The 16,534-nt window shown below is 75.8% G+C and carries 18 protein-coding genes; 7 read left to right on the forward strand and 11 right to left on the reverse strand.

Annotated elements, in window-relative coordinates; genetic code table 11:
* Window positions 1–697: 697 nt before the first annotated feature.
* Both LE181_RS09340 and LE181_RS09345 read right to left on the reverse strand, forming a co-directional pair.
* On the reverse strand, window positions 698–1,396 hold the full coding sequence (locus tag LE181_RS09340; protein WP_225660739.1) for a copper homeostasis protein CutC: 699 nt from the start codon (window positions 1,394–1,396) through the stop codon (window positions 698–700).
* 168 nt (window positions 1,397–1,564) lie between these two features.
* Window positions 1,565–1,753 carry a hypothetical protein gene (locus tag LE181_RS09345; protein ID WP_225660740.1) on the reverse strand — a complete coding sequence of 63 codons (189 nt, stop codon included), beginning with the start codon at window positions 1,751–1,753 and terminating at the stop codon, window positions 1,565–1,567.
* Window positions 1,754–1,955: 202 nt separating this feature from the next.
* Here LE181_RS09345 and LE181_RS09350 point away from each other — a divergent pair, with 202 nt between their 5' ends.
* Window positions 1,956–2,633 carry an HD domain-containing protein gene (locus LE181_RS09350; protein WP_225660741.1) on the forward strand — a complete coding sequence of 226 codons (678 nt, stop codon included), beginning with the start codon at window positions 1,956–1,958 and terminating at the stop codon, window positions 2,631–2,633.
* Window positions 2,634–2,637: 4 nt separating this feature from the next.
* Here the strand turns inward: LE181_RS09350 and LE181_RS09355 are convergent, their stop codons facing one another.
* On the reverse strand, window positions 2,638–2,913 hold the full coding sequence (locus LE181_RS09355) for a DUF4031 domain-containing protein (RefSeq protein WP_225660742.1): 276 nt from the start codon (window positions 2,911–2,913) through the stop codon (window positions 2,638–2,640).
* Window positions 2,910–3,272, reverse strand: a complete 363-nt coding sequence (locus LE181_RS09360) for a DUF8819 family protein (RefSeq protein WP_190112910.1) — start codon at window positions 3,270–3,272, stop codon at window positions 2,910–2,912. Before LE181_RS09360 ends, LE181_RS09355 begins: the two co-directional genes overlap by 4 nt.
* 63 nt (window positions 3,273–3,335) lie before the next feature.
* Between LE181_RS09360 and LE181_RS09365 the strand changes: the two genes are divergently transcribed.
* Genes LE181_RS09365 through LE181_RS09375 form a run of 3 tightly spaced genes read left to right on the forward strand, consistent with a single transcriptional unit; the run spans window position 3,336 to window position 6,801 of the window.
* Window positions 3,336–4,274, forward strand: a complete 939-nt coding sequence (locus tag LE181_RS09365) for a MurR/RpiR family transcriptional regulator (protein ID WP_372458298.1) — start codon at window positions 3,336–3,338, stop codon at window positions 4,272–4,274.
* Between the two features lie 58 nt (window positions 4,275–4,332).
* Window positions 4,333–5,274 (forward strand): N-acetylmuramic acid 6-phosphate etherase, encoded by a 942-nt coding sequence (gene murQ / locus LE181_RS09370; RefSeq protein ID WP_225660743.1) that lies wholly within the window; start codon window positions 4,333–4,335, stop codon window positions 5,272–5,274.
* A 33-nt stretch (window positions 5,275–5,307) separates the two neighbouring features.
* Window positions 5,308–6,801, forward strand: coding sequence for a PTS transporter subunit EIIC (locus LE181_RS09375; protein WP_225660744.1), 1,494 nt, complete (start codon window positions 5,308–5,310; stop codon window positions 6,799–6,801).
* Here the strand turns inward: LE181_RS09375 and LE181_RS09380 are convergent.
* Entirely contained in the window at window positions 6,764–9,256 is a 2,493-nt protein-coding gene (locus LE181_RS09380; protein ID WP_225660745.1) for a helicase C-terminal domain-containing protein, read from the reverse strand. The two genes, LE181_RS09375 and LE181_RS09380, sit on opposite strands and share 38 nt — an antisense overlap.
* 190 nt (window positions 9,257–9,446) lie before the next feature.
* Here LE181_RS09380 and LE181_RS09385 point away from each other — a divergent pair, with 190 nt between their 5' ends.
* Entirely contained in the window at window positions 9,447–10,367 is a 921-nt protein-coding gene (locus tag LE181_RS09385; protein WP_263868667.1) for a hypothetical protein, read from the forward strand.
* A gap of 99 nt (window positions 10,368–10,466) precedes the next feature.
* Here the strand turns inward: LE181_RS09385 and LE181_RS09390 are convergent, their stop codons facing one another.
* Genes LE181_RS09390 through LE181_RS09400 form a run of 3 tightly spaced genes read right to left on the reverse strand, consistent with a single transcriptional unit; the run spans window position 10,467 to window position 13,374 of the window.
* Window positions 10,467–11,294 carry an ABC transporter ATP-binding protein gene (locus LE181_RS09390; RefSeq protein ID WP_225660747.1) on the reverse strand — a complete coding sequence of 276 codons (828 nt, stop codon included), beginning with the start codon at window positions 11,292–11,294 and terminating at the stop codon, window positions 10,467–10,469.
* Window positions 11,291–12,346 carry a FecCD family ABC transporter permease gene (locus tag LE181_RS09395; protein WP_225660748.1) on the reverse strand — a complete coding sequence of 352 codons (1,056 nt, stop codon included), beginning with the start codon at window positions 12,344–12,346 and terminating at the stop codon, window positions 11,291–11,293. The genes LE181_RS09390 and LE181_RS09395 overlap by 4 nt, the downstream gene beginning before the upstream one ends.
* A complete protein-coding gene (locus LE181_RS09400; protein WP_225660749.1) occupies window positions 12,343–13,374 on the reverse strand; it encodes a FecCD family ABC transporter permease in 1,032 nt (343 codons plus the stop codon). Before LE181_RS09400 ends, LE181_RS09395 begins: the two co-directional genes overlap by 4 nt.
* A gap of 117 nt (window positions 13,375–13,491) precedes the next feature.
* Here LE181_RS09400 and LE181_RS09405 point away from each other — a divergent pair, with 117 nt between their 5' ends.
* On the forward strand, window positions 13,492–14,154 hold the full coding sequence (locus LE181_RS09405) for an HAD family hydrolase (RefSeq protein WP_225660750.1): 663 nt from the start codon (window positions 13,492–13,494) through the stop codon (window positions 14,152–14,154).
* Here LE181_RS09405 and LE181_RS09410 read toward each other — a convergent pair.
* A complete protein-coding gene (locus LE181_RS09410) occupies window positions 14,121–14,369 on the reverse strand; it encodes a DUF4407 domain-containing protein (RefSeq protein WP_225660751.1) in 249 nt (82 codons plus the stop codon). The genes LE181_RS09405 and LE181_RS09410 overlap by 34 nt on opposite strands.
* A gap of 248 nt (window positions 14,370–14,617) precedes the next feature.
* Here LE181_RS09410 and LE181_RS32440 point away from each other — a divergent pair, with 248 nt between their 5' ends.
* A complete protein-coding gene (locus tag LE181_RS32440; RefSeq protein WP_190064580.1) occupies window positions 14,618–15,001 on the forward strand; it encodes a cold-shock protein in 384 nt (127 codons plus the stop codon).
* A 5-nt stretch (window positions 15,002–15,006) separates the two neighbouring features.
* On the opposite strand, the gene LE181_RS09420 is transcribed toward LE181_RS32440, so the two are convergent.
* On the reverse strand, window positions 15,007–15,858 hold the full coding sequence (locus LE181_RS09420) for a 1,4-dihydroxy-6-naphtoate synthase (protein ID WP_225660752.1): 852 nt from the start codon (window positions 15,856–15,858) through the stop codon (window positions 15,007–15,009).
* Entirely contained in the window at window positions 15,855–16,532 is a 678-nt protein-coding gene (locus tag LE181_RS09425; protein WP_225660753.1) for a futalosine hydrolase, read from the reverse strand. Before LE181_RS09425 ends, LE181_RS09420 begins: the two co-directional genes overlap by 4 nt.
* Between the last annotated feature and the right edge of the window lie 2 nt (window positions 16,533–16,534).

A 16,534-nucleotide genomic window follows, 5' to 3' on the forward strand; every position in this document is an offset into this window, starting at 1 on the left:
GGCTCCGGCCGGCCCGGGGGCGGGGGCGCCTGTCGCGGGGGCGGATCCGGCCGGCGCGGAGCCGGTGGCGGTCGGCACCGCCGGGGCGCGCCGCGCGGGCTGAGCACCGTTGCGGCGGGTTTTCTTTCCCCAGTCCCGCCCCTTCCCGAAACCGGGGGCAAGCCCCCGGCCCCCCGGGCGCCTTCCGGCCGGGTGGGGGCGGGCGGGCACCGGGGCGCCTGCGGTGGCGGGGGAAGGGGGGCGGTCCCGGGTGTCTGCGGCGGTGGGGGCCCGGCTCTTGCGGCGGTGGGGCGAGGGGGGCCGGGGGCCGAGCGACTGCCGTGGTGGTGGGGGAGGGGGCGGTCCCGGGTGTCTGCGGCGGTGGGGCCCGGCTCTTGCGGCGGTGGGGCGAGGGGGGCCGGGGGCCCGAGCGGCTGCCGTGGTGGTGGGGGAAGGGGAGCCGGGGGCGGTCCCAGCGTCTGCGGCGGCGGGGGCCTGGTGCCTGCCTGCGGCGGTGTGGCGACGGGTGGCCCGGGGCTGAGCGGCTGCCGCAGTGGTGGGGGAAGGGGCGGCCCCGGGCGTCTGCGGCCGTGGGGGAAGGGGTGGCCCCGGGCGTCTGCGGCCGTGGGCAGGAGGTGACGCCCCCGGCTGGCGCCGGGGGCGGGAGACCGGCCGGCGGGCGCCGACGGGACGGGGCCCGCCCCTTGGGCTGCGCTGCTCAGGCGTCCAGGGTCGTGCGCCAGGTGTGGACCGCGGACGGGGAGACCGGGGAGTCCCAGCCTGCCGGGCGGGACGCCGTTCCGATGTGGAACGCGGTGATGCCTGCCTCGCGCAGTACCGGTACGTGCTTCAGCTGGAGGCCGCCGCCTGCCATGATGCGCGGCTCGTAACCCGGTTCGTCGCCGCGGGCCGCCTCCGCGAGGAGCGTGGCGAGGCCGTCGTCGACGCCCGAGGCGGAGCCGGCGGTCAGGTAGGTGTCCAGGCCCGGCTGGTCGGCGAGCTGCTTGCGCACGGCGTTGCGGTCGGCCGCGCGGTCGATGGCGCGGTGGAACGTCCAGCGGGCCCGCGGTCCGATGGCCTCGGCCAGGTCGGAGACGGCCGCCAGATCGGCGCGGCCGTCGTCGGTGAGGAAGCCGAGGACGAACTCCTCCGCGCCCTCCGCGCGCAGCGCCCGCGCCTCCTCGCACAGGGTGGCCAGGGCGGCCGCGCCGCCCGCGGCGAAGCCGTCGGTGGCGCGCAGCATCACCCGCACGGGGATGTCGACGGCGGCGCGGACCGCCGCGAAGGTCTCGCGCGCCGGGGTCAGCCCGTCCGCGGCCATGTCGCTGACCAGTTCGAGCCGGTCCGCACCTCCGGACTGTGCCGCCACCGCGTCCTCGGGGCCGAGCGCGATCACCTCAAGAATTGGTCTAGACATGTAACAAGCCTCCCACACCCGTGGACCGGGCAGGAAGCCGAACCCCGCGATTCCCCCGATGGGGCGGTGTCGGTGCCGGTGCCGGTGAGGGTGCCCGGCGCCCGGCATGCGCGCCGTCAGGGGCATCGACGGGAAGTGGCGCGCATGCCGGGGGTTCGTGTGGCGTCGTCAGCAGGAAATCGGGCTCTTGGCCGTCCAGCCGAAGCCGTAGGACCGGACCGGCTGCGTGCAGCCGTTGGCCACCGTGGCCTTCACCGTGCCGCCGAAGTCGCCGGCGTCGTGGGCCGTGCGCCGGGCGGGGCTGATGAGGGCGGCGCCGCCGAGCGTCACGGCGGACGCCTTTGTCGGCTCGTTCACGTCGCCTCCCCTCGAAATGTGTAAATTCAGCAGTGCCTGCGCATTTTTCTCCGGAAAGCTATCCACGGGAGAGCGGGCGGGAAACGGCGATTCGAATAATTCCATCCGGGTGCCGCCCGCTGCCGGTGAATGATTCCGGCCCGGGGTGCGGCATTTCCGGACGGTTTCGGCCCGGCCGTCGCCGTGCCCCACACTGGTCCCCATGGCAGACACCCCCGAGCCCCCGTCCGGCCCCCCGCACGCCCGGCACGAGAGCCTGCGGGCCCGGTGGCGGCAGACCGTCGAGCAGGTCCGGGCCGCCGACGGGCCCGACCCGGGCCCGTACGCCGAGGACCTCCTCGCCCGGTGGTCCGAGCCGCAGCGGCGGTATCACACCGCCGATCACCTCGACGCCGTCCTCGGGCACCTCGACGCCCTGGCCGCGCACGCCGACGACATCGAGTCCGTGCGCCTGGCCGCCTGGTTCCACGACGCCGTCTACCGGCCCGACCGCTCCGAGAACGAGGAGCGCTCCGCCCACCTCGCCGAGCGGGCCCTGGCCGAGCTGGGCGTCGACGCCGGACGCACCGCCGAGGTCGCCCGGCTCGTGCGGCTCACCGTCGGCCACGACCCCGTGCCCGGCGACCACAACGGCGAGACGCTGTGCGACGCCGACCTCGCCGTGCTCGGCGGCACGCCGCAGCAGTACGCGGCCTACGCGGCCGCCGTCCGCGAGGAGTACGGCTTCGTGCCCGACGACGCGTTCCGGGCCGGCCGCGCCGACGTGCTGCGCCGGCTGCTGGACCTGCCGCGGCTGTTCCGCACGCCGCTGGGGCACGACCGGTGGGAGCTGCTCGCGCGCCGCAACCTCACCACCGAGCTGGAGCTGCTGACCGCCTGAGGGGTCAGGGCCCGCCGGTTCCCCGGGTGCGCTTCGGGCGTCGCAGGCCCGCCTCCCTCAGCAGGCGCACCAGTTCCTTGCTGCCCACCTCGGCGGCTCCCCGCCGCACCGCCTCCGCGTACGAGGCCGCCGGCACGTCGTAGTGGTCGCCGTCGAACGCCCGGGGCGGGGCGCCCAGGCCGGCCGCGAACACGTGGAGCTCGTCGAAGGACTCGTCGCTGATCAGGTGCGACCACATGCGACCGTGACCCGGCCAGTTCGGCGGGTCGATGTAGATCACCGGCGCAGGGCCGTCGCCAGCGAGCCCACTCGCGCGACCAGCACCGCCTGCTTGGTGCAGGCCCAGTGCGGGTCGGGGCCCAGCTCCGGCTCGACCTCCAGCGCGTGCGGGTCGCCCGAGTCGGTGCAGACCGGGCACAGCGGCCAGCGGCCGTGCCGCTCCAGCAGGGCGTCCTGGACGTCCTGGGCCACCAGCCCGGGCAGGAACGCGACGCCCTCCGGCCACTGCTCCACCCACCACCTGCGGTGGGCGACCGCGTCCTCCACGAGCGAGACCACGTCGGCCTCCGCCGCATCACCGGCCACGAGGTCGGCGAGGACCAGCGCCCGCGCCGTGTGCAGTGCCTGTTCGAGCTCCATGTGACCCATTGTCGGCTCGCCGGAGGGTTGACGGCACACCGGGCCGAAAATACCTTTCGAGCTGTGAGCAGCAAGGTGAAAGAAACTGCCGGAACCTCCGCCCCGACGCCCCCTGCCACCCCGACGCCCCCGGCCGCCCTCGCCGCCAAGGTCCGTACGCTCGCCCCCTCGATGACCCGCTCCATGCAGCGCGTCGCGGAGGCCGTGGCGAACGATCCGGCCGGGTCCGCCGCGCTCACCGTCACCGGCCTCGCCGAGCGCACCGGCACCAGCGAGGCCACCGTCGTGCGCACCGCCCGCATCCTCGGCTACCCCGGCTACCGGGACCTGCGGCTCGCGCTCGCCGCGCTCGCCGCCGAGCAGGCGGCCGGCCGGGCGCCCTCGGTCACCGCCGACATCGCCGTCGACGACCCGCTGGCCAGCGTCGTCGCCAAGCTCGCGCACGAAGAGGCGCAGTGCCTGGCCGACACCGCCGCCGGGCTCGACACGGCCGCCCTGGAGGCCGCCGTCGCCGCCCTGGCCGCCGCCCGGCGCACCGACGTCTACGGCATCGGCGCCTCCAACCTCGTCGGGCAGGACCTCGTCCAGAAGCTGCTGCGCATCGGCCTGATCGCCCACGCGCCCGCCGACCCCCACCTGGCCGTCACCAACGCCGTCCAGCTGCGCTCCGGCGACGTGGCGATCGCCATCACCCATTCCGGGCGGACCACCGACGTCATCGAGCCGCTGCGGGTCGCCTTCGAGCGCGGCGCGACGACGGTGGCGATCACCGGCCGGCCGGGCGGCGAGATCGCGCAGTACGCCGACCACATCCTCACCACGTCCTCCGCACGGGAGAGTGAGCTGCGGCCCGCGGCCATGTCGAGCCGCACCAGCCAGCTTCTCGTGGTGGACTGCCTGTTCATCGGCGTCGCCCAGCGCACGTACGACGACGCGGCGCCCGCGCTGTCCGCGTCGTACGAGGCGCTGGCGCACCGGCACGACCCGCGCGACCGGCGCTGACGTTCCCGTGGGCCCGCGTCGCGTCCGCCCGTGTTCCGTCCGCCCGCACGGAGAGATCATGACCTCGACCGCCGCCTTCGCCGCCCTCCGCGCCCAGCTCGCCACGCTCACCACCGAGGCGTTCCGGCCGGACCTCGCCGACATCGACCAGCTGTCCACCCACGACATCGCCGCGATCATGAACGCGGAGGACGCGACGGTGGCCGCCGCCGTCGCCGAGCGGCTTCCGGTGATCGCCGGCGCCATCGACGCCACCGCCGCCCGGATGGCCCGCGGCGGCCGGCTCGTCTACGCCGGCGCCGGTACGGCCGGGCGTCTCGGGGTGCTGGACGCCAGCGAGTGCCCGCCCACCTTCAACACCGACCCCGCGCAGGTCGTCGGCCTGATAGCGGGCGGGCCCGGCGCCCTGGTCGCGGCCGTCGAGGGCGCCGAGGACAGCGCCGCGCTGGCCGCCGCCGACCTGGACGCGCTGAAGGTTGGGCCCGACGACACCGTCGTCGGCGTCTCCGCCTCCGGCCGCACCCCCTACGCCATCGGCGCGGTCCGGCACGCGCGTGCCGCCGGGGCGCTCACCATCGGCCTGGCCTGCAACGCCGGCTCCGAGCTGGGCGCGGCGGCCGAGCATGCCGTCGAGGTCGTCGTGGGGCCCGAACTGCTCACCGGCTCGACGCGGTTGAAGGCCGGCACGGCACAGAAGCTCGTCCTCAACATGCTCTCGACCATCACGATGATCCGCCTCGGCAAGACCTACGGAAACCTGATGGTCGACGTCCGCGCCTCGAACGAGAAGCTGCGCGCCCGCTCGCGGCGCATCGTCGCCCTCGCGACGGGCGCGGCGGACGGTGACATCGAGAACGCGCTGGCCGCGACCGACGGCGAGGTCAAGAACGCCATCCTCGTCCTCCTCGGCGACGTCGACGGCCCCACCGCCGCCCGGCTGCTCGACGCATCGCACGGGCACCTGCGCGCCGCCCTGCGCGCGGCGGCCACCCCACCCTGACGCGGTGTCATCCCCGAAACCGAGCAAGGCCCCATGTCATCGGACGACAGCAAGCACAGCGCCACCGCCGCCGCACTCCTGCCCCTCCTCGGCGGCGCCACCAACCTCCTGTCCGCCACCCACTGCATGACCCGGCTGCGCGTCGCGGTCCGCGACCGCGCGCTCGTCGACGGCGAGGGGCTGCGGACGCTGCCGGGCGTGCTGGGCGTGGTGGAGGACGCCGCGTCCTCCCCGGCGCAGTACCAGATCGTGCTGGGACCGGGCGCCGTCGCCCGGGTGACCGCGGAGCTGGAGGGCATGGCGACGGCGGTCACCGCCGAGTCCCTCGCCGAGCGCGGGGCGGCCCTGCGGGCCGAACAGAAGGCCCGCAACGCCACCCCGTTCAAGCTCCTCCTGCGCCGCGTCGCGCAGATCTTCGTGCCGCTGATCCCCGCCCTGATCGGCTGCGGCGTCATCGCCGGCCTCGCCGGGCTCCTCGCCAACCTGCACTGGCTGCCCTCGCTCGTCCCGGCGCTCACCGCCGTCGCCGGGGGCTTCATGTCGCTGATCGCCGTGTTCGTCGGCCACCAGACGGCGAAGGAGTTCGGGGGCACGCCCGTGCTGGGCGGTGCGGTCGCGGCCGTCGTCGTCTATCCGGGCGTCGCCCACGTCGACGCGTTCGGCCAGCGGCTCGCGCCCGGCCAGGGCGGGGTCCTGGGCGCGCTGGCCGCGGCGCTGCTGGCGGTGCGGGTCGAGAAGTGGTGCCGGCGGGTGGTGCCGGAGGCCGTCGACGTGCTCGTCACGCCGTTCCTGACGGTGCTGCTGCCGGGGCTGGCCACGCTGTACGGGCTGATGTTCCTGGCGGGCGGGGTGTCGGCGGCGATCGGGCACTTCGCGGACCGGCTGCTGGGCAGCGGCGGCGCGGCGGCGGGCTTCGTGCTGGGCGGACTGTTCCTGCCCCTGGTGATGGTGGGGCTGCACCAGGCGCTGATCCCCCTGCACACCACGCTGATCGCCGAGCAGGGCTACACGGTCCTGCTGCCCCTCCTCGCCATGGCGGGCGCGGGCCAGGTCGGCGCGGCCCTGGCCGTCTACGTCCGGCTCGCGCGCAACACCTCCGTCCGCAGGACCATCCGGTCGGCGCTGCCCGCCGGGCTGCTGGGCATCGGCGAGCCGCTGATCTACGGGGTCTCGCTGCCGCTGGGCCGGCCGTTCGTCACGGCGTGCGTGGGCGGCGCGTTCGGCGGCGCGGTCGTCGGCCTGTTCAACCAGCTGGGCGACAAGGTCGGTTCCACCGCCATCGGCCCCTCGGGCTGGGCCCTCTTCCCCCTGCTCAAGGGCAACCACGGGCTCGGTCGGACCGTGGCGATCTACGGCCTGGGGCTGCTGGTGGGCTACGGGACCGGCTTCCTGGCCACGTACTTCTTCGGGCTGCGCGAGGAGAGCGCGCCGGCCGGTACCGGGACGGACGGGCGCCGCCCGGCACCGCGCCGCCTCACCCCACGGCGTCTCACACCACGTCGTCCGCCAGCTCCGCCACGCCCGTGATGCGGTGCAGCGGATACGTGCGCACCTCGTCCGCGGTGTGGTCGTAGGCCGTCACGAAGCCGCCCTCGACCCGGATGGGGGCGATGACGCGCTGGCTGGCCGCCCCGTCGGCGTTGACGTAGCCGATCCACACGGCGGCGCCCGTCAGGACGGCGGCCTGGACGGTGGCCAGGGTGTCGGCGGAGGTGGTGCGGGGCAGGCCGCCGGCCGTGGTCGCGGGGGCCGCGGCCGGCTTGCGGGGGGTGGTCGAGGCCAGGTCGCCGGCGCGGATGGCGCGGACGGCCGCGCCGAGGAGCGTGGCGTCCGGCGTCGGCGGGCCGTCCGGAACGGGCGCCGGGGGCGTGCGCGGTGGCGTGCGGTGGGTGTCCGCGCGGGTGACGACGACGTCGCCCTCCGCGGACTCGGCGGCCGGGGCGTAGCCCATCGCGCGCAGCCCCTCCAGCAGGGCGTCCGGCGCGGCCTGGGAGGCCAGCACGGTCGCCGCCAGGCGGCGCAGCCGCAGCGGGGCCGAGCGCCGGTCGGCGAGGATCTCGGCCAGCACCGACTCGTCGTCGCAGCGCAGGTACGAGGACGCGGCGCCGACCCGCAGCCGGCCGTGCCGGCGGGCGATGTCGTCGACGAGGTAGGCGAGCGGCTGCGGAACGGGCGTGCGGGAGTGCTCGGTCAGGAACGCCCGCAGGTCCGCCGCGGTGCGGCCCGCGTCGAGGGCGCGGCGCACGGAGTCCGGAGTGAAGCGGTAGACCGTCGCGCCGCCCTTGGACTCGACGTCCGCGAGCACGGCGAGGGTCCGGGCGAGCGGCCGGCGCAGCGGGCCCGGGGCGACGGCGGTCAGGTCGGCCTGCAGCAGGACGTGGTCGAGCGGTTCGGGCAGCAACGGCGCCAGCACGCCGGCCGCGGCGGCCGGGTCCCGCAGCAGGGCGCGGCCGTGGCCGGAGAGCGCGCCCCGGCTCGTCACGCCGAGCTGCTCGGCCTCGGCCAGCGTCCACAGCGCCAGCCGCGACCGCAGGTCGTCCGTGGCCGTGCGGGGCGGACGCTCCCACCGCAGCCTGGCCAGCAGCGCGTCCGGCGGGACCGCCGCCCCCTCGGGCAGCCCGGCGAGCAGGGTCAGCACGCGCTGCCGCACCTCCGGGGCGGGCCCCCGGTCCAGGTCCGGTCCCAGGGCCGCCGCCGTGCGGCCCTTGGCGTCCTTCTCGCCCACCAGGCCCGCGGTGCGGGTGGCCGCGAGCCAGGCCGCGGCCAGCCGGGACCAGCGCTGCTCGGCGGGCAGCAGCAGCCAGTCGTCGTAGGCGGGGGTGGGCACGTAACGCTCGTCGACCTCGCCGTCGGAGGCGAGCAGCCCGGACGCGTAGGCGAGTTCGGCCCAGAACGCGGTGGCCGCCTCGGTCGCGTCGAGGGCGGCCGCGGTGCGCTTGAGGTCCCGGACGCTCAGGCCGCCGGCCCGCAGGACGAGCGGGCCGCCGGTCTCCCAGGCGCCGAGCAGTTCCTCCACGGTCGTCAGGGCGGTGAACGCCTGCCCGGCCGCGGTCGTGTCGACCAGCCGCACCGAGTGCTCGGTGACGGGCGCGAGCTCCGGTGGCGTCGGCTCGGGGGCGCGGTGCGCGCGCCCGGCGCGCAGGTGCAGCGCGGCCTCACGCGGCAGCACCACCCCGCCGGGGCCGGTGGGCAGCAGCAGGCCGCGGTCCAGGAGCCAGCGCAGGTGCGGGGCGGGGTCGGCGGTGACCGTGCCGTGCGGCGGGCCCCACACCAGCCGGTCCAGGACGGCGACGGCCTCGGCCGGTGCCCCGGCCAGCAGTGCGGCCATGCGACGGCGGTCGCGGAACAGGTCCGTCAGGGCGGCGACGGCGCTCACCGGGTCGTGGGTCGCGGGCAGCCCGGCCGCGGCGAGGATCTCCTGCAGCCGTCCCGGCGACATCCCGGACGCGGCCTCGCCGACGGTCGGGCCCAGGCCGGTGGGGGAGGAGACGCCGGGGGTCTGCGGGGCGGGGGCGAGGAGCTCGCGGGCGGTGCGCACCAGGCGCAGCCGGTCCTCGCCGCCCCAGACCAGGGCCTGCTCGCGCAGGACGGCCACGGCGCGCGGCAGCCCGGCCGCGACCGCCTCGGCGACCGCGTCGCCGGCCGTATCGCCCGGACGGTCCTCCCAGCCGGTCATGAGCGCGGCCAGGGTGGGGTACGGGCACGGGTCCGGGGCCACGGCGAGGGCCTCGGCGACCTGCAGCGCGAAGCGGTCCAGCCGGTCCAGGGCGCGCACGACCGAGGCCCGGGTCGAGGCCCGGGTGGCCAGCTGCGTGAGGTCCCCGGGCACCGGGTTGAGCAGGTCGGGCCGGGCCCTCAACAGGCCGGCGAGGGCCTCGTCGGGACGGGTGCGCAGCTCTTCGGCGAGCGTGCGCGGTGCGCTGCCGACGCCGGGCGAGCCGGTGGTGTCGGCGGTGCTGCCGGTCTCCCGCGAAGTGGTCATTCTGCTTACGGTACCGGGTCCGTGCCGGCCGGCCGGGGCTTCGGCCCGCCGTGGCCCCGCCCGGCCCCCGGCTTCTTCCGCGCCCGGAGACCCCGGGGCGGGAAACCGGTACCTTCGGTGGGGTTCGACGGCTCGTGCGGTCTTGGGGGTTTAGGTGGGGATCGAGAGCGATCAGCTTGTTTATGACTATTTGAGCAAGGTCGGGGACCTCGCCCAGAGACAGGCCCTCACCTCCGGCGACCGCATGCGCCTGGTCTCCCGGCTGCGCGCCGAGATCGAACGCCGCCGCGCCGCGGAGGGGGCGGACAGCCCGACCGCCGTGCAGCGCATCCTCGACGGGCTCGGCACCCCCGCCGAGGCCGTGGCCGTCGCCGGCAGCGGAGCGGAGGGGGCCGGGCGCGTCCCCGTCCAACGGCAGCACGGCGAGACGGCGGCCGCCCGCCGCGTACCGGGCGCGGCCCTGCCGCCGCACCTGGCCACGGAGGACGAACTGCGCCCGGTCAGCGGCGTTCACCCGGACGGGTGGGGGCTGGAACCGGGGCCCTTCCAGGGCGGGGACGAGGTGCACGGCTTCGTCGGCGGGATCGAGATCCCCGACATGCTGAAGCCGCCGCAGCCCGCGGGGCGCGGCGCGGCGGAGAAGCCGGAGAAGCGGCGGGCTTCGCCGGCGCCGGAGCCCGGGCAGGACGCGGAGGAGGACGAGTCCGAGGCCGAGGACGAAGCCGGGCAGGAGTCCTCGGACCGCCGTTTCCGCTTCTGGTACTCACGCGCCGGCGTCCCCATGAGCCCGCTGCTCCTGCTGGTCGCCGTGCTGCTCGTGACGGGCGCCGTCCTCGGCAACTGGCTCGTCATCGTCGCGGGCTGGGCCCTGGCGTACGTCACGCGCCGGCTGACGCAGACGGAGTCGAAGCTGGCCGTCATGGGCGTGCCCGGGCTGGTGGTGGCCGGTGGCCTGGTGTGGCTGTGGGGCCGGACGAACGGCCGCTGGGGAGCGCCCATAGCGGAGGGCGAGATGGGCGCGGCGCTGTCCGAGACGCTGCCGGTGGTGGTGAAGGTGGCAGCAGTGGCGTCGGCGGCCTTCGTCCTGTGGCGGGCCCGCCGCCCGGGCTGATCCGCCCGGGACCGCGCCGCCCGGCCAGGGTGCCCGGCCGGGTCCGCACCGTGCCGGGCGAGGTCACCGCCCCGGGGCGAGGTCAGGCCCCGGGCCGGTTCACGCCCCCCACGGCTTGCCCGGGACCACCAGCGGGCCGCCCGTCACCGGGTCCGGTACGACCACGCACGCGAGGCCGAAGACCTCCCGCACCAGCTCCGCCGTCACCACCTCCGACGGACGGCCGGCGGCCACCACGCGACCCGCCTTCATCGCCACGATGTGGTCCGCGTAGCGCGCCGCCTGGTTGAGGTCGTGCAGCACCGCCACCACCGTGCGGCCCCGCTCGTGGTTGAGCCGGCGCACCAGGTCCAGGACCTCGACCTGGTGGGAGATGTCCAGGTACGTCGTCGGCTCGTCGAGCAGCAGCAGGTCCGTCTCCTGGGCGAGCGCCATCGCGATCCACACGCGCTGCCGCTGCCCGCCGGAGAGCTCGTCCACCGGGCGGCCGGCCAGGGCCGTGACGTCCGTGCGCGCCATGGCGTCCGTCACCGCGCGCTCGTCGGCCTCCGACCACTGCTGCCACCAGCGCTGGTGCGGCTGACGGCCGCGGGCGACCAGGTCGGCCACGGTGATGGCCTCGGGCGCCACCGGAGTCTGCGGCAGCAGGCCCAGCGACTGCGCTATCCGGCGCGTCGGGAGGCGGTCGAGCTCCTCGCCGTCGAGGAACACCGCACCCCGCGCCGGCTTGAGCAGCCGGCCGAGCGCGCGCAGCAGCGTCGACTTGCCGCAGGCGTTGGGGCCCACCACGACGGTGACCTCGCCGTCCGGGATCTCCAGGTCGAGGCCGTCGACGACGGTGCGGTCCTCGTAGGAGAGGGTCAGGCCGCGGGCGGCCAGGCGGCTCGTGGCCGCGACGCCGTCACCGACGCCGGTGCTCGCGCTCATGCTCTGCCTCCGGTGCGGCTGCGGGCGATCAGCCAGATCAGATAGGGGGCGCCCACCGCGGCGGTCAGCACACCCACCGGCAGCTCTGTCGGCTCGAACAGCTTGCGCCCCATCAGGTCCGCCACGACCACGACGAACGCGCCCGTCAGGGCCGAGCACAGCAGCGGGATCTGCGCGGTGCGGGTCATCCGGCGGGCGATCTGCGGGGCGAGCAGCGCCACGAAGTCCACCGGTCCGGCCGCGCCCGTGGCGACGGAGGCCAGGACCACGCCCAGCAGTGCCAGCCCGAGCCGCACCCGCCCCAGCCGCACGCCGAGCGCGGTGGCCGTGTCGTCGTCCATCGAGACCGTGCGCTGCGCCCGCGCCGCCCAGCACACGCACGGGGCCAGGACCAGCAGCGTCCAGGCCAGCGGGGCCGCCTCGTCCCAGCCGCGGGAGTTGAGCGAGCCGGTCATCCACACCTTCGCCTGCTGGGCGACGAGGTAGTCGCCCTTGGTGAGGAAGAGGTGGGTGACCGAGCGCAGCGCGATCGCGAAGCCGATGCCGATCAGCACGAAGCGGGCGGCCTGCAGCCCGCCCCGCCAGGCGAAGGCGTACACGAGCGCCGCGGCCAGCAGCCCGCCCGCCACCGCCACGTAGGGCAGCGCGGCGTAGGAGGTGATGCCGTAGGTCATCGCACCGACCGTCAGGGCGCTCGCGCCCTGACTGACGCCGATGATGTCGGGGCTGGCCAGCGGGTTGCGGGCCACGGTCTGGATGAGGGCGCCCGCCACGCCGAAGGCGGCACCGGCCAGCAGACCGACCGTCATCCGGGGCAGCCGGAAGGAGCCCACGGTCAGCTCCTGCGCGGAGGGCTGACCGAACACCACCTTCAGCGCCTCGCCCGGCCCGACCCAGCTCTTGCCCACGCACAGGTACAGCAGGCAGGCGGCGGCCAGCAGCACGGTCAGGCCCAGCGCCACGACGGTGGCCCGCCGGTGGACGAGGAACGAGCCGCGCCCGGCCCGCACGAGGGCGTACCCGGCCGGCCGCACCGGCGCGCCGGCGCTCATGCCGCCACCGCCTTGCGGCGTACCAGGCTGACGAGGAACGGCAGACCGATCAGCGCGGTCATCACACCGGAGGGCACCTCGCTGGGCGTGTAGACGACGCGGCCGACGACATCGGCCGTCAGCAGCACCACCGGCCCCAGGAGCGCCGCCATCGGCAGCACCCAGCGGTGGTCGTTGCCGACGACCGCACGGGCGATGTGCGGCACCGCCAGGCCCAGGAAGGCGATCGGGCCGGCGGCCGCGACGCCCACGCCGGTGAGGACCGTCGCGCCGAGCCCGCCCGCGATCCGTACGAGCGCCACGTTCTGGCCCAGGCCCCGGGCCACGTCCTCGCCCAGCGCGAGCGCGTCCAGCCCGCGGGCCACCGACAGCACCAGCACCGCGCCCACGAGCAGGAACGGCCAGATCTGGCCGACGAGGTCCGCGTCCCGCCCGGCGATCGAGCCGACCTGCCAGAAGCGGAACTCGTCCAGCGCGGACGCCTCGGTGGTCAGGACGCCGGAGATGACGGAGACCAGCAGCGCGTTGACCGCGGCCCCGGCCAGTGCCAGCTTCACGGGCGAGGCCCCGCCGCGGCCGCGCGAGGCGATGGCGTACACGCCCACGGCGGCCAGGGCCGCGCCCGCGAACGCGAACCACACGTAGCCGTTCAGCGCGTGCACGTCGGCGACCGCGATCGCCAGCACCACGCCCAGCGAGGCGCCCTGGCTGACGCCGAGGATGCCGGGGTCGGCGATGGGGTTGCGGGTGATGCCCTGCATGACCGTCCCCGCCATGGCCAGGGCCGCGCCGACCATCACGCCGATGAGCGTGCGGGGCAGCCGCATGCTGCGCACGATGACGGTCGCCTTGTCCGTCCCGTCGTGCAGCAGGGCGTCGACGACCTGGGACGGCGCCACCGGGCGGCTGCCCGCGGCGAGGCTGAGCAGGACCGCGACCAGCAGGGCGGCGACCGCTGCCGCCGTCCAGCCGACGCGGCGGCGGACCAGGGACGACCTGGGGCTGCTGATCGGGACGGCGGCTGACATTGCTTCCACTTCGGCGGACGGCCGGATCGGACCGCGACGGCTGGTACCGGCCGCGGGACCGGCCTGGACTTAGGCGAGGCTAAGTGTACGGGTGGGCATCGCGGCACAATGCGGTGCATGACGCCATCTCCGCAGGCCCCGCACACGGGCCACCGCTTCACGGTCGGCTTCGACCTCGACCTCACGCTGGTCGACTCCCGGCCCGGCATCCGGGCCGCGTACGAGACGCTGGTGGCGGCCACGGGCGCGGACATCGACATCGACCTGGTCGTCAGCCGGCTGGGACCGCCGCTCAAGGACGAACTGCGCAACTGGTTCCCGGAGGAGAAGGTCGACGAGGCCGCGGCCCTCTACCTGGCCGCCTACCCCGACCACGGCATCACCCCCTCGCCCGCCCTGCCCGGCGCCCGCGAAGCGGTGGCCGCCGTCCGGGAGCTGGGCGGCAGGGCGATCGTCGTCACCGCCAAGTTCCCCCGCAACGCCCGGCTCCACCTCGACCACCTGGGCATCGAGCCCGACGTACTCGTCGGCGGCCTGTGGGCCGAGGGCAAGGCCGTGGCGCTGCGCGAGCACGCCGCGGCCGTCTACGTCGGCGACCACCTCGGGGACGTGCGCGGAGCCCGCGCCGCGGGCGCGCTCGCCGTGGCGGTGCCCACCGGCCCGTACGGACCGGAGGAACTGCGCGCGGCGGGAGCGGACGTCGTCCTCGCCGGGGGCCTGCCGGACTTCCCCGCCTGGCTGCGCGACTACTGCGACGCCGAGCTCGCCCCGCCCGCCTGACGGCGCTGCTCCGCGACCGAGCGCAGCACCCCGGCCCCGGAGATCAGGAAACCGACGCCCATCAGCATGCACACGAACCACGCCGCCGGGGGCAGCGGATCGCCGCCCAGGAACAGCGGGGCCATCGTGGCCAGGGTGGCCACCGCGCCGACGAGGAAGACGACGGCACCGGTCCGTACCAGCAGATCCCCGGCTCGGGGCGTTTCGCTACTCACCCGACCAGGGTAGATCCCTGTGCGGCGGCACGGCGGCCGGGACGACGGTGATCGGACCGGACGCGCAGAGGTACGACCCGAGGACGTCTTGTCACCGGGCCGGGGACCATTAGCCTTGGGGGTAGCGGGTCCTGCGGCCCGCTGTAGTGCTATCCAGAGCTGTTTTTCTGTTGATTGCAGATATTGCAGATACTGCAGATGTTTCGGCTTTTTTCGGTATCCGACGAGACACGAGGACGAGGACAGACGTGCCTACCGGCAAGGTCAAATGGTTCAACAGCGAGAAGGGCTTCGGCTTTCTCTCCCGCGACGACGGCGGAGACGTCTTCGTGCATTCCTCGGTGCTCCCGGACGGGGTCGACGCCCTCAAGCCCGGCCAGCGCGTGGAGTTCGGCGTCGTAGCAGGCCAGCGCGGTGACCAGGCGCTGACGGTGACGCTGCTCGACCCCACCCCGTCGGTCGCCGCCGCGCAGCGCCGCAAGCCCGACGAGCTGGCCTCCATCGTCCAGGACCTCACCACGCTCCTGGAGAACGTCACCCAGCAGCTGGAGCGCGGCCGTTACCCCGACAAGGCACACGGCTCCAAGATCGCGGGCATGCTGCGCGCGGTCGCCGACCAGCTGGACGTCTGAGTCCGTCAGACGAACGCGAGCGCGTCCGGGCCGAGGGGCGGTACGAGCCCCTCGGCCGCGGCACGTGTGAGCAGCCCCCGCACCGCCGCGTAGCCCGCCTCCCCGAGGCCGGCCGTGAACTCGTTGACGTACAGCCCGATGTGCTGGTCCGCCACCGCCGGGTCCATCTCCTGCGCGTGCTCCAGGACGTACGGGCGCGAGGCCGTCGGGTCGTCCCAGGCCATCCGCACCGACGTGCTCGCCGCCTCGGCCAGCTGCCGCAGCACCGGCGCCCCCAGCGACCGCTTGGCGATGATCGCCCCCAGCGGGATGGGCAGCCCGGTGGTGTCCTCCCAGTGCTCGCCCATGTCGGCCAGGCACGTCAGGCCGTAGTCGCGGTAGGTGAACCGGGCCTCGTGGATGACCAGGCCGGCGTCCACCTTCCCGTCGCGCACGGCCGGCATGATCTCGTGGAAGGGCAGCACGACGACCTCGCCGACGCCGCCCGGCACCTCGGTGGCCGCCCACAGCCGGAACAGCAGGTAGGCGGTGGACCGCTCGCTGGGCACCGCGACGGTCTTCCCGGCCAGGCCGGCCGGCTCCGCCGCCTCCTTGGTGAGCACCAGCGGGCCGCAGCCCCGGCCCAGCGCGCCGCCGCACGGCAGCAGCGCGTACTCGTCCAGCACCCACGGCAGCACCGCGTACGACACCTTCAGCACGTCGAACTCTCCGCGCTCGGCCATGCCGTTGGTGACGTCGATGTCCGCGAACGTCACATCCAGCGCGGGCGCTCCCGGCACCCGGCCGTGCGCCCAGGCGTCGAACACGAAGGTGTCGTTGGGGCAGGGGGAGTAGGCGATCCGGAGCGGCTTGTTCATCCGGAGACCTCCGGTTCGTCGTCCTCGCCGCCGGGAGCGGCCTTGTCGTCGCCGGGAGCGGCCGCCGCACCGAGGGCGGCGCCGAGCTCGCGGAAGGCGCCCGACAGGGCGCCGAGCGCCTCGCCGATGCGCCAGGCGCTGCGGTCGCGCGGCCCGACCTCGTTGGAGACCGCGCGCAGTTCCAGTACGGGCACGCCGTGCGCCGACGCCGCCTCCGCGACCCCGAAGCCCTCCATGCCCTCGGCCACCGCCTGCGGGTGGCGCCCGGCGAGCTCCGCGGCCCGCTCGGCGGTGCCCGTCGCGGTCGACACCGTCAGCACGTCCCCGCGCAGCGCGCCGGTGGCCTCGGCGACGGCACGCACCAGCGCCTCCGGCGCCCCGTGCGTCACCCTCCCGAAGCCCAGCTCCTCGACCGACAGGAAACCGCCGGTGCTGGACTGCGCGCCCAGATCGGCGGAGACGATCGCGTCGGAGACCACCACGGCGCCGACCGGCACGCCCGGGGCGAAGCCGCCCGCGATGCCCGTCGAGATCACCAGCTCGTACGGCCGCCCGGCCAGCGCGGCGGCGGTCAGCGCCGTCGCCGTCCCGGCCGCCGCGGCCCCCGGGCCCACGCCGGCGGCCAGCACGTCGAGCACCGGGCCGTCCGGCCCCGCCGGGGTCGCCCGGCGCAGCG

This window comes from Streptomyces sichuanensis (assembly GCF_020328095.1).
GTDB lineage: Bacteria > Actinomycetota > Actinomycetes > Streptomycetales > Streptomycetaceae > Streptomyces > Streptomyces cinnamoneus.